Here is an 11,929-nt window from a genome sequence, read left to right as displayed (position 1 = left end):
TGCGCGTGTGTTTAGGACGTCATTTCCGGCCTCTCACCGTCTCCCGACCTTAATCCGCGCATTCTGCCTTCCCCCCCGCTTGCGCTCGAAATTTGAGCGGTCTAGACTGCATCGCAGTTCCATCGAAGTCCCAGTCTTTCGCGCACCGCGCCGGGCGTTCCGGCGCAACGCCACCCACCGGACGCCGGCGCTTGCGCGCCGCGTCGAGACCATCAAGGACACGCCATGAACCGCACTGCAAGGCTTCTCGTTACCGCGCTGGCGTTCGCGCCGCTCGTGTCGTTCGCGCAGGACACGTCGACGATCCGCTGGGGCATCGACCCCACGTATCCGCCGTTCGAGGCGAAGCAGCCCGACGGCTCGCTCGCCGGCTTCGACATCGACCTGCGCAATGCGATCTGCGAGCAGCTGCGTGCAAAGTGCGTCTGGGTCGAGCAGGGCTTCGACGGGATGATTCCGGCGCTGCGCGCACGCAAGTTCGACGTGATCATGTCCGCGATGACGGCCACCGACGAGCGGCTCAAGCAGATCGACTTCTCGAACAAGCTGTATGCATCGCCGGGCGCGCTCGTCGCGCCGGTCGGCTCGAAGCTGCTGCCGACCGCCGCGTCGCTCGCGGGCAAGCGCGTCGGGATCGACCAGGGCACGACGCAGGAGGCGTACGCGAAGGCCGAATGGGCGACCAGGGGCGTGACGATCGTCTCGTACCAGAACCAGGACCAGGTGTACCAGGATCTCGTCAACGGCCGCCTCGACGCGACCTTCCAGGACAAGACGCAGGCCGGCTACTCGTTCCTGAAGACGCCGCGCGGCAAGGGCTATGCGTTCGCGGGCCCCGACGTGACCGACGTGCGGATCACCGGCTACGGCGTCGCGATGGGCGTGCGCAAGGGAGACGACGCGATGAAGAAGCGGCTGAACGACGCGATCGTCGCGATCCGTGCGAACGGTACGTACCAGAAGATCGCCGCGAAATATTTCGACTTCGACATCTACGGTGCGAAGCAGCAGCTGACTTCGGCGCCGTGATTCGGTGACTCCGCAATTCATTCAATCGACAGGCACACCATGACGAGTATCGAGGATCGCGTCGCGCAAGCCGTGACGCCCGAACTGATCGCCGCGTTCCGCGAGGAAGGTGCGGTCTGCATCAAGGGCATCTTCTCGCCCGACGAAGTCGCCGCGCTGCGCGCCGGCATCGACGCGAATCTCGCGCAGCCGAGCCCGCGCGCGAAAGTCGCGAGCCGGCCCGACGATCCGGGCTGGTTCTTCGAGGATTTCTGCAACTGGCAGCACAACGACGCGTATCGCGACTTCATCGTGCGCTCGCCGGCGCCGTCGGTGGCCGCCGCGCTGATGGGCACGGAGAACGTGCGGCTTCATCACGACCACCTGCTCGTGAAGGAGCCCGGCACGCGGCAGCGCACGCCGTGGCATCAGGACCAGCCGTACTACAACATCGAGGGCGACGACAACGTCAGCATGTGGATTCCGGTCGATCCGGTGCCGCTCGAATCGACGCTGGAGTTCGTCGCGGGCTCGCATCGCGGGCCGTGGCTGATGCCGCGCACGTTCATGGACAAGGAAGCGAAGTGGTTTCCGGAAGGCAGCCTCGCGGACCTGCCCGACATCGAAGGCGACCGCGCGGCCTTCCCGATCCGCCATTGGGCGCTCGAGCCCGGCGACATGGTGTGCTTCCGGATGCTCACGCTGCACGCGTCGGGCGGTACGCAGAACCGTCGGCGCGCGTTCTCGATCCGCTTCGTCGGCGACGATATCCGTCACGCGCCGCGCCGCTGGAAGACGTCGCCCGATTTCCCCGGGCTCGCGGAGCAACTGCCCGACGGCGCGCCGCTCGACCATCCGCTGTTTCCGGTCGTGTGGTCGCGTGGCGCGGGGCAGGCCGGCGCGCTCTGACGCCGGCGGGCGGGCGTGAAGGACGCGGCGGCCGTTTCTCGACGAAACGGCCGCCGCGCGCATTTGTGCGTGCCGGTGTGTGACGAAGGATCAGGTCGGGTGGCGCCCGGCGCCCGGCTTGAAGCGCGAGCCGAGCCGGTAGCGGTTGCCCGGATGCAGGAAATGCACGAACGTGACGGGCAGCCCGTTCGTCCAGGTGCGGCGCGTGAGCGTGAGGCACGGCTCGTCGGCGCGCATGTCGAGCAGCCGCGCCTGTTCGCCGGTCGGCAACGACGCATCGACCACGTGCTCGATTTCCAGTTCGTAGTGCGACACGTTGTTGTACAGGTACTCGGACGGCGGCTCGACCTGGAAATCCTGGTCGATGAAACCGGGCGCGGCGGCCGGGTTCACGTAGCGATCCTCGAGCTGGATCGGGCGGCCGTTTTCCTCGTGCACGCACACCACGTGAAAAACCGGCGTATTGACCGGCAGGCCGAACGCGGCCGCGACGTCGAACGACGCGGGCTCGCTCGACTGGCTCAGCACGCGGCAGCGGTATTCGTGCCCGCGCGCGCGGATTTCGTCGCGGATGTGCGCGATCATCAGCAGGTTCGACTGCGGCTTCGCCTCGGCGACGAACGTGCCGACGCCCGCGATACGCTTCAGCACGCCTTCCTCGGTCAGCTCGCGCAGCGCGCGGTTGACCGTCATGCGTGCAACGCCGAACTGCGCGGCGAGATCGAGCTCGGACGGAATGCGGTCGCCGGGGCGCCAGTCGCCCGAGTCGACGTTCTGGCGAACGAGCGTCTTGATCTGCTGGAACGGTGCGGTGGCCTTCGTGACCATCGGGGATCCTTGCGCGAAGAGGTGGCGAGGCTAGTCGTCGTGACTGACGATGACCAGAATCTCCGCCTGCGCGGCGCCGAGGCTGCGCGTGCGGTGCGGGATGAGTGCGTTGAAATAGACTGAATCACCGGTCTTGAGTTGCACCGTCTCGTTCGGGAATTCGATTTCGACGCGCCCCTTGTGCACGAACAGGAATTCCTCGCCTTCGTGCTCGCGGAACGTCGATGCGACGAATTCGTGCGGCGGATGCACGACGAACGGCAGCATCTTCTTCGGCGCGACGCCGGCCGCGATGCTCTCGAAGCGGTGCGCGTGGCTGTCGGCCGCCGCGCCCATCGCCGTGCGCTCGCCGGCGCGCGTGACCGTGATCAGCTCGCGGTTGCGGCTTTCCGAGAACAACTGTTCGACATCGACATTCAGTGCCTTCGACAGCTTCAGCGCGACCGCGATCGACGGCACGCTCAGGCCGCGCTCGACTTTCGACAGGTAGCTCTTGGTGAGGCCCGTCTCGTCGGCCAGCACGTCGAGCGTCCAGCCCTTCTGTTTTCTGAGCAGCTTCAGGCGAATCGTCATGGGGCGCCAGGTGTCCTTCGAAAAACGGATTGTAACGCATGACACAACGTTTCCTGTGGTGTATCGTGTGTCACGTATTCCCGGGAAAGCGGCGCGAACGGCGCGACCGACCCGGCCCATTCAGGAGGTGAACATGGCGGAAACGCTGAATCTGACGAAGGAGGCGCTGGTCGCACTGGCGGAGCGGCGTCTCGACAACGAGGTGGGCGACAGCGGCTGGTCCGCGCGGCAGAAGCTCGCGCTCACGTGCCGGATCCTGTTCGACGCCGGCCACGATTCCGGCTTGGCCGGGCAGATCACCTGCCGCGCGGGCGACGCCGGCACGTACTACACGCAGCGGCTCGGGCTCGGTTTCGACGAGATCTCGGCCGCGAACCTGCTGCGCGTGAACGAGGATCTCGACGTCGTCGACGGCGAAGGCATCCCGAATCCGGCCAACCGGTTCCATACATGGATCTATCGCGAGCGCCCGGACGTGAACTGCATCATCCATACGCATCCGGCGCATGTCGCGGCGCTGTCGATGCTCGAGCAGCCGCTCGTCGTGTCGCACATGGATACCTGCCCGCTGTACGACGATTGCGCGTTCCTGAAGGACTGGCCCGGCGTGCCGGTCGGCAACGAGGAGGGCGAGATCATCTCGAAGGCGCTCGGCAGCAAGCGCGCGATCCTGCTGTCGCATCACGGCCAGCTCGTGGTCGGCAAGACGATCGAGGAAGCGTGCATCCTCGCGCTGCTGATCGAGCGGGCCGCGAAGCTGCAACTGCTCGCGATGGCGGCCGGCGAGATCAGGCCGGTGCCGCCGGCGCTGGCGCGCGAAGCGCACGACTGGATTTCGAAGCCGAAGCGCGATGCGGTGACTTTCGACTACTACGCGCGCAGGGCATTGCGCACACATCCGGACTGCATCGCGTGAGCGGGCGATTCGCCGCCGCCGTGCCCGACCATCACTGAGGATTACTATCGTGTCCATCCTGCTGAAAGGCATCATTGCCTACCCGGTTACACCGTTCTCCGCCGACGGCGGCGTCGACCTCACGGTGCTCGACGCGCTGATCGAGCGCCTGATTGCCGACGGCGTCCACGCGATCGCGCCGCTGGGCAGTACCGGCGAGAGCGCGTACCTGTCCGATGCCGAATGGGAGGCGGTCGCCACCGCGTCGATCCGCGCGGTGCGACGGCGGGTGCCGACCGTCGTCGGCATTTCCGATCTCACCACGGCGGGCGCGGTGCGCCGCGCGCGCTTCGCCGAGCAGGCCGGCGCCGATGCGGTGATGGTGCTGCCGGTGTCGTACTGGAAGCTCGGTCACGACGAGATCGTCGCGCACTATCGCGCGATCGGCGCCGCCATCGGCATCCCGATCATGCTGTACAACAACCCCGCGACGAGCGGCGTCGACATGTCGCCCGACCTGATCGCGACGATCTGCCGGACCGTCGACAACGTGACGATGGTGAAGGAGAGCACGGGCGACATCGGGCGGATGCACCGTCTCGCGCAACTGAGCGACGGCGCGATTCCGTTCTACAACGGCAGCAACCCGATGGCGCTCGCCGCCCTCGCGGCCGGCGCGGCCGGATGGTGCACGGCCGCGCCGAACCTGAATGCGGCGTTGCCGCTGGCGCTGTTCGACGCGATGCGCGCGGGCGACCTGGCGCGCGCCCGGACGGTCTTTCAGGCGCAGCTGCCGCTGCTGCAGTTCATCGTCAACGGCGGCTTGCCGGTGACCGTGAAGGCCGGGCTGCGCCTGTGCGGCTTCGATGCCGGCGAACCGAGGAAACCGCTGATGCCGCTCGGCGACGCGCGCACGCGCGAACTCGAACGCCTGCTCGCGGCATTGCCTGACGGTGTGACGACATGAGCGACGCGGCACGGCCGGCGATCTCGGCCCCTATCGGCGCGGTGCGGATCGGCGCGAGCCGGCCGCTGGCCGGCACGCCGCACGCCAGCGCGATCGACAAGCAGCCGGTCGGATCGCGCTTGTGGCTGGGCGCGCTCGGTTTTGCCGGCGACGAGCAGGCCGATGCGCGGCATCATGGCGGCCCCGACAAGGCGGTGCACCACTATGCGCACGATCACTACGGATGGTGGGCCGCGCAGATCGGCGCACGCGACGTGCTCGCGCAACCGGGTGCGTTCGGCGAGAACCTGTCGACGCACGGCGTGACCGAGCACGACGTGTGTCTCGGCGACGAGTTCACGCTGGGCGGCGCCGTGCTTCAGGTGTCGCAGTCGCGGCAGCCGTGCTGGAAGCTCAACGCGCGCTTCGATCATCCGCGGATGGCCGCGCTCGTGCAGCAAAGCGGCCGGACCGGCTGGTATTACCGCGTGCTGCAGGCGGGCTGGGTGGCGCCGGGCGACGTGCTGGCGCTGCAGCGGCGCGCCTATCCGCAATGGACGTTGTCGACGGTGCTCGACGTGCTGTACCGGCGCACGCTCGACATGGCCGCGCTCGAGGCGCTGTGCGAGGTCCCGATACTGCCGGCCGGCTGGCGCAGGATGCTCGACAAGCGCCGGGCGGAGCGGCAAGTCGAAGACTGGACGAAGCGGCTCGAAGGACGTTGACGTGCGGCGTGGCTCAGTGGCTCGGCAGTTCCCGCACGTCGGCGGTCGGTACCGAGCCGAACGCATCGCTCAGCGCATAGCCGATCAACTGGCGCGCGGCTGCCTCGGGCGTCGCGAGCGCGCCGCTCGACTTCAACTGGTCGAATTTCTCGCGCATCGGGAAGTTGTCTTCGCTGGTCGAGCGGATCGTTGCCTGCATGCCCGTGTCGACGACGCCCGGCGCGACGCTGCAGACCCGCAACGCGCGGTTCGCGTCGAGCGCGACCGCGCGCGCATGGTGATCGAGCGCGGCCTTGGTCGCGCAGTAGACGCTCCAGCCCGCGTATGCGTTGCGCGCCGCGCCGCTCGACACGTGCAGGATCCGGCATTCGGTCGTGGCCGATGCCGCTTGCGCGAGCGCGGCCGACAGCATCAGCGGCGCCGCGACGTTCACGCCGACCGCGCGTGCGACGATCGCCGGATCCTGCGCGGCGAGCGGGCCGATCGGATCGACGATGCCCGCGTTGTTGAACAGCAGCACGATCGACGCGCCGTCGACGAAGCGGCGCAGCGTGTCGCCGGCCAGCCAGGTCGCGACGGCCGGCGTGTCCGACAGGTCGAGTTCGATTTCGGAGAATCGGTCGCCGGCTTGCGACGCGAGCGTCGGATGACGGCTGCGCGACACGCCCAGCACGGCGATGCCTTCCAGCAGCAGCTGTTCGGCGAGCGACGCGCCGAGGCCGCGTGTGTGTCCGGTGACGATGGCGCGCACGTGCGGTGCGGAAGAGGATGCGGTCATGGCGGTGAGCGGGTCGAAGGGGTGAATGGATGAGCGGATGTGCGGCGTCGACGGGCGACGCGCATGCGTGGCGGCATGGCGTGCGGGACGGGCGATGCGTGGTGATGCGTGCGAGAGCGCTCGCGCCGCGCCGCGGACGTCGGGGTGACGCATATCGTAGCGCCGGCATGCGTGTCGCGCAAACGCCGCCGCGTGCGAGGCGGCGGAATCGCCGGCACGGCGCGCATCCGTCGCCGCGCGGCACCGGCCGGCAGGCAGGCCGGACGAAAGCCGGCTGCGGCAAGTGCGCGCGGCGGCTGGCGGCTGGCGAGTGGCGCCGGGCCGAGCGACGCGAGCTATCATATGGCTCGCCCGTGCGCGATGCCGGACGGGCCGCGACTGTTTCCCTTCACCTGCTGCACGCTGCGACGCCACTCATGACCACCACGCCGGATACGCCCACGCCACGCGCCCTTCGCGAACTCACGCCCCTCGAGGCCCGCATTCTCGGTGTGCTCGTCGAGAAACAGCACACGGTGCCGGACACCTATCCGCTGTCGCTGAATGCGCTGACCGCGGGCTGCAACCAGAAAACCGCGCGCTCGCCGGTGATGAACGTCAGCGAGGACGAAGTCACGACCGCGCTCGACGGGCTGAAGCACCTGAGCCTCGTGATGGAAGGCAGCAGCAGCCGCGTGCCGCGTTTCGAGCACAACGTGAACCGCGTGCTCGGCATCCCGAGCCAGGCGATCGCGCTGCTGACGATCCTGCTGCTGCGCGGCCCGCAGACGGCCGCAGAGTTGCGCCTGAACAGCGCGCGCCTGCACGGTTTCGCGGATATCTCGTCGGTCGAGGCGTTCCTCGACGAACTCGCGGCGCGCGCGCAGCCGCTCGTCGTCCGGTTGCCGCGTGCGCCGGGCGCGCGCGAGAACCGCTGGATGCACCTGATGTGCGGCGAAGTGAACGTGGCCGACTTCGCGGGTGCGGATGCCGGCGGGGCGGATTCCGTGCCGCCTTCGGAATTCGAAGCGCTGAAGGCCGAACAGAAGCGCCTCGCGGATGAAGTGGCGCGGCTGAATGCGCTGGTTCTGCGGATGGCCGGCGAGCTGGGCATCGACGTCGACGCGCAAGGCGACGCGTCCTGACGTAAATGACGGCGACGCGGATAGCGCCCGCGCCGCCGCGTTACTTCAGCTTGACGCCCGGTACGAGATAACGCGCGCCGCCCGGCCTCAGGATCGGCGCGAGCGCCGCGAACGGCACATCGAGTTGCGGACCGAGACAGGCGCCCATCGCGTGGCCGATCCCGGAGACGACGAACGAGAGCTTGCCGGGTGCGTCGAGTTCGAACGCCAGATACTCGGGGAGCACGTCCGCGCACGACAGCGAATCGCCTTCGCCCTCCGTCACTTGCTGACCGTGTGTTGCCTTGTCGCGCAACTGCGTAATGAAACTCACCAGCGCGGGGCTCGTTCCCGGGGCGCCGTCCTTGCCTGCCTTAGCCGCGTCGATCACGCGATTCCAGTCGAGGTACGTACCGCGCAGCAGGTCGAACGTGACCGGATCGTAGTGATTGTTCGGATGAGCGCCGCCGCAGTACGTACTGCCCGATTCCACGATGCCGAGTGCCGCAGGTGACAGCCACGTGACCGTCACCTGTTCGTCGTCGTAGCCGCCGAGCGAACCGGCGGACGGCCCGTCGTCGGAATAGCGGGTCGACGCGCATTCGAGCGCGGCGAGATTCATCTGCCAGTGCTGCTGTTCGAGCAGGCGGTTGACCCGTGTCATGACCGCTGGATCGGGATGGCGGCTCAGACGCGGATACATGAGCTTCGTGCGCGGATCGCGCCACATCCGGTACGCGACGGTGCCGTCTCCGATCTCGGGGCCGGCCGGCTGCGCGTGCCCGGCAAGCTTCAGCGCGGCATAAGGCGCCTGCCGCATGTCGATGGCCACGCCGCTTGCGATACCGCTGCCGACGCCGCCGGCGATGCTGTTGGTGACGGCTTCGACCGACCCGGGCGCAACCGCATCGGGATCGTATTCAGCGACGCGCCGCAGCGTGAAGCTGCGCGTCTTGCCGGAGCGCGCATCGGTCCAGCGGCCGCGATAGCCGGCCTTGTCCCGCGTGCCTTGCCAGGTGGCCGCGGCATGATCGAAATCGGCTTGCTCGCGGAATCCCGACGCGTCGCGCGCATCGTCCGGCAACTGCGTTCGCACGAGCGGTTCGACCAGTTGCGCGGGCGTGCCGTGCAGCGGAATATCGACGCCGTGCTGCGCATAGAAGTAGCGGCCGGAGATCGAGCCGTCCGCGGCCGGGCGATCGTCGAGTTCCATCACGACGGTGCCGGCGCCTTGCAGCGTGCCTTCGTAGACCGTGCGCGGCGCGGCATGCGCGAAGCCTGCGTGCAGCGCGACCAGCACCCACGCGATCCGGATCAGCGGGCGCATCACCAGCGGCACCCGGTCTGTTCGGACGCGTCGACATCCAGCGCGCGGCCGAACGCGGTCTGCTTGCCGGTGCGTGCGTTGGTGTAGGTCATCGAATAGACCATCGCGCCCTGGGTCATCATTTCGTAGCGCCCGTTGACCTTGCCGCCGACCATTTCGACCCAGGTCGTCGTGTACTGGTGCGGACGGCTTTCGTCGAGCACTTCATCCTCCTCATGTTCGATCACCAGCGGCAGGGCCGTTTTCGAATGCGCGTACCGGACCATGCCGCCCGACCATTTGACCGCATCGTCATAGTAGGTGCGCATCTCGAAGCGCACGGGCTTGTCGCCGTCCGACCTGAAGCAGAACACGTCGGTGGATACCTTGGCGAGTGCCGGAAGCGACACGCAAAGCAGCACGGTTGCGAAGATTTTTTTCATGATGGCGTAAGGGAAACGGAGCGGCCAGTCAACCGATGATGATCCGCGAAGCGCCCGCATCGACGAGCCGGAACAGCAGATCCTCCACGGCCGTTTCGGGCGCGGAGCCGAGATCCGCATGGACGCGCCACCCCTGTTCCGCGCGAACCGGTTCCGACAGGTAGTGAACGATCCCGTGCAGGCCGTCTTCGGCCGGCGTGTTCTCGTCGTCGGTATCGAACCACGCGAAGAACCATGCCTTGAACGCGTCGGCCGCCGCGCTTTCGTCGAGACCGTCGGCCTCGATCGCGGCCCAGTCCCACACGAACGGGCGGATCGACACGGCCGCCGTGTCGAGATCGAACGCGAACGGCTCGAAATCCAGCTGCGTGGCGGAATCGACCATCGCCGGCTGGCCGGCCGATTCGCCTTCGGTCGCGATGATGTCGGCCCGGCACGGCAGCGCGAGCGGCCCTTCGGTGGCGAGCGTGCCGTCGGCACGCCGGTAGGCCGGTTCGGCGATCACGGCCGGTTGTGCGGCCGCTTTCGCGAGCAGGTCGGCATACGGTTGGCGAATGGCGCGGAGCAGTTCGGAGACGGTCATCGTGGCGTGTCGGTTGGGCAGGAAACGATCGGTCACAGGCAGGCGGTGCGCCGCGCGGCCGGCATCGCACGACGCGGCCGCTTCGGTACCCGACAGCCGTGATCGTACGGTACTTCCGCGAAACGCGGACAGTCGGCCGAACGGCCGGCGCGCTCCGCATCGTGCGGCGGCGGGTTTAGACGTTTACCTTCAAACAATGGAAAACGCCCGTCGAGCGCGTTCTCGATGTGCTTCAATGAATCCGGTTTGTACTCCTACTAAAACTACGAATTCAGAACAAGCTGGATCATTCTTTCACAGGAGACAGTCGATGGCACGGAAACGGTTTTGACGCGGCGCACACGATGGTCTGCAACACCGCCGAACTTCCTTCGATGAAAGCAGGTTATCCCAGGGGCCCCAACCATGTCCTCCAGACGTTTCATGCTGGCCGCGGCAGCCGTATCCGCCGCGCTGGCGGTCGCCGCATCGCCGGCCAGCGCCGGCGCACCGGCCGTGTCCGATCCGTTCTATACCTACACCGGCACCACGCCGCTGGCATCGATTCCACCGGGCACGGTGCTCAAGACGCGCAACGTCACCTATCACGTGGCCGGCATCCCGACCGCGCTGACCGCGCAGCAGTTGCTGTATCGCACCAATAACGCGCTGAACCAGCCGGTCGTGAACGTGACGTCGGTGATCCGGAGCCAGGTCAGCAACGGCCGGGCCATCTCGTACCAGTCGGCTTACGATTCGCTGAACCCGTACGACGAGCCGTCGCAGGTGATCGCCGGCGATCGCGACGTCACGAAGATCATCAACGTCGGCACGCTGCTCTACAGCGCGGAATCGATTCCGCTGTCGACGCTGCTGCTGCTCGGCTACAACGTCATCGTGCCCGATACGGAAGGCCAGACGGCCGACTTCGCCGCCGGCCCCGAATACGGGATGACGACGCTCGATTCGATCCGTGCGGCGCTCAATACGCCGTCGACCGGCCTGAGTCCGTCGAGCAAGGTCGCGATGATCGGCTATTCCGGCGGCGCGATCGCGACGAACTGGGCCGCGCAGCTCGCGCCGAGCTATGCGCCCGAGATCAACCGGCAGCTCGTCGGCGCGGCGGAAGGCGGTGTGCTGGTCGACCCCGCGCACAACCTGCGCTATGTCGACGGCAGCATCGTATGGGGCGGTGTGGCCGCGGCTGCGCTGGCCGGGCTGTCGCGCGGCTACGGCTTCGACCTGACGCCCTATCTCAGCGATACCGGCGTCGCCGTGTTCAACGACATCCAGAGCCAGTCGCTCGCGTACATCCTGCCGAAATACACGGGGCTGCACTGGGGCACGCTGTTCAAGCCGCAATACGCGAACGACATCAACAGCATTCCCGCGTACGTGACGTATGCCAACAAGGTGAATGCCGGGCTGGCCGCATCGCCGACGATCCCGATGTTCATCGGCCAGGGCACCGCGGGCGCGCTGGACGGCACCTTCAGCAGCCAGGTGGGTGACGGCGTGATGCTCGCGTACGACGTGCGCGCCCTCGCGCAGAAGTTCTGCGCCAGCGGCACGCCGGTCATATACAACGAGTATCCGCTCGAGCATGCGGGCGCGATCGTGCCGTGGGTGGCCGGCATGCTGCCGTGGCTCTACGACCGTTTCAACGGGAAAGCCGCGCCGAGCAATTGCTGGCTGACGTCGCTGCTGCCGAGCAATTCGCTGGCGCCCGAAACGCTGCATTAGCCGCACCGCACCGCACCGCACCGCACCACGCGACGCGACGCGACGCGGCGCATGGCCGGGCGACCCTTCACGGGTCGCCTTTTTTCATTCCGGAATTGACCCTGGTCGCG

14 protein-coding genes are annotated in these 11,929 nt (G+C 67.5%); 7 read left to right on the top strand and 7 right to left on the bottom strand.

What is annotated here, in order from left to right:
- Positions 1–225 precede the first annotated feature (225 nt).
- Positions 226–1,029 carry an ABC transporter substrate-binding protein gene (locus tag APZ15_RS24455; RefSeq protein ID WP_027790268.1) on the top strand — a complete coding sequence of 268 codons (804 nt, stop codon included), beginning with the start codon at positions 226–228 and terminating at the stop codon, positions 1,027–1,029.
- A gap of 39 nt (positions 1,030–1,068) precedes the next feature.
- Positions 1,069–1,917: a phytanoyl-CoA dioxygenase family protein gene (locus tag APZ15_RS24450; RefSeq protein WP_027790269.1), complete on the top strand. Its 849-nt coding sequence runs from the start codon at positions 1,069–1,071 to the stop codon at positions 1,915–1,917.
- A 90-nt stretch (positions 1,918–2,007) separates the two neighbouring features.
- On the opposite strand, the gene hutC is transcribed toward APZ15_RS24450, so the two are convergent.
- Together hutC and APZ15_RS24440 are read right to left on the bottom strand one after the other, a co-directional pair.
- On the bottom strand, positions 2,008–2,745 hold the full coding sequence (hutC, locus tag APZ15_RS24445) for a histidine utilization repressor (RefSeq protein WP_027790270.1): 738 nt from the start codon (positions 2,743–2,745) through the stop codon (positions 2,008–2,010).
- Between the two features lie 30 nt (positions 2,746–2,775).
- Positions 2,776–3,318, bottom strand: a complete 543-nt coding sequence (locus APZ15_RS24440; protein WP_021158662.1) for a helix-turn-helix domain-containing protein — start codon at positions 3,316–3,318, stop codon at positions 2,776–2,778.
- A gap of 133 nt (positions 3,319–3,451) precedes the next feature.
- Here APZ15_RS24440 and APZ15_RS24435 point away from each other — a divergent pair, with 133 nt between their 5' ends.
- From APZ15_RS24435 to APZ15_RS24425, 3 genes are read left to right on the top strand one after another with little or no spacing between them, the layout of a single operon-like run.
- A complete protein-coding gene (locus tag APZ15_RS24435) occupies positions 3,452–4,234 on the top strand; it encodes an aldolase (protein WP_027790271.1) in 783 nt (260 codons plus the stop codon).
- 49 nt (positions 4,235–4,283) lie between these two features.
- Positions 4,284–5,180 carry a dihydrodipicolinate synthase family protein gene (locus tag APZ15_RS24430; RefSeq protein ID WP_027790272.1) on the top strand — a complete coding sequence of 299 codons (897 nt, stop codon included), beginning with the start codon at positions 4,284–4,286 and terminating at the stop codon, positions 5,178–5,180.
- Positions 5,177–5,884 (top strand): MOSC domain-containing protein, encoded by a 708-nt coding sequence (locus APZ15_RS24425; protein ID WP_027790273.1) that lies wholly within the window; start codon positions 5,177–5,179, stop codon positions 5,882–5,884. The genes APZ15_RS24430 and APZ15_RS24425 overlap by 4 nt, the downstream gene beginning before the upstream one ends.
- A 13-nt stretch (positions 5,885–5,897) precedes the next feature.
- Here the strand turns inward: APZ15_RS24425 and APZ15_RS24420 are convergent, their stop codons facing one another.
- Positions 5,898–6,662, bottom strand: coding sequence for an SDR family oxidoreductase (locus APZ15_RS24420; RefSeq protein WP_027790274.1), 765 nt, complete (start codon positions 6,660–6,662; stop codon positions 5,898–5,900).
- Between the two features lie 416 nt (positions 6,663–7,078).
- Here APZ15_RS24420 and APZ15_RS24415 point away from each other — a divergent pair, with 416 nt between their 5' ends.
- A complete protein-coding gene (locus APZ15_RS24415) occupies positions 7,079–7,786 on the top strand; it encodes a YceH family protein (RefSeq protein WP_027790275.1) in 708 nt (235 codons plus the stop codon).
- A 40-nt stretch (positions 7,787–7,826) separates the two neighbouring features.
- On the opposite strand, the gene APZ15_RS24410 is transcribed toward APZ15_RS24415, so the two are convergent.
- Genes APZ15_RS24410 through APZ15_RS41825 form a run of 4 tightly spaced genes read right to left on the bottom strand, consistent with a single transcriptional unit; the run spans position 7,827 to position 10,333 of the window.
- Positions 7,827–9,092: a hypothetical protein gene (locus APZ15_RS24410; RefSeq protein ID WP_027790276.1), complete on the bottom strand. Its 1,266-nt coding sequence runs from the start codon at positions 9,090–9,092 to the stop codon at positions 7,827–7,829.
- Positions 9,092–9,514, bottom strand: a complete 423-nt coding sequence (locus APZ15_RS24405) for a hypothetical protein (RefSeq protein WP_027790277.1) — start codon at positions 9,512–9,514, stop codon at positions 9,092–9,094. The genes APZ15_RS24410 and APZ15_RS24405 overlap by 1 nt, the downstream gene beginning before the upstream one ends.
- Positions 9,515–9,542: 28 nt before the next feature.
- Entirely contained in the window at positions 9,543–10,097 is a 555-nt protein-coding gene (locus APZ15_RS24400) for a hypothetical protein (RefSeq protein ID WP_027790278.1), read from the bottom strand.
- A 32-nt stretch (positions 10,098–10,129) separates the two neighbouring features.
- Positions 10,130–10,333, bottom strand: a complete 204-nt coding sequence (locus APZ15_RS41825) for a hypothetical protein (protein WP_124672752.1) — start codon at positions 10,331–10,333, stop codon at positions 10,130–10,132.
- Between the two features lie 169 nt (positions 10,334–10,502).
- On the opposite strand from APZ15_RS41825, the gene APZ15_RS24395 reads away from it, so the two are divergent.
- Positions 10,503–11,819 carry a lipase family protein gene (locus APZ15_RS24395; RefSeq protein ID WP_027790279.1) on the top strand — a complete coding sequence of 439 codons (1,317 nt, stop codon included), beginning with the start codon at positions 10,503–10,505 and terminating at the stop codon, positions 11,817–11,819.
- Positions 11,820–11,929 lie beyond the last annotated feature (110 nt).

This window comes from Burkholderia cepacia ATCC 25416, from assembly GCF_001411495.1.
GTDB classification, from domain to species: domain Bacteria; phylum Pseudomonadota; class Gammaproteobacteria; order Burkholderiales; family Burkholderiaceae; genus Burkholderia; species Burkholderia cepacia.
This window is presented reverse-complemented; position numbering and strand designations above follow the sequence as displayed.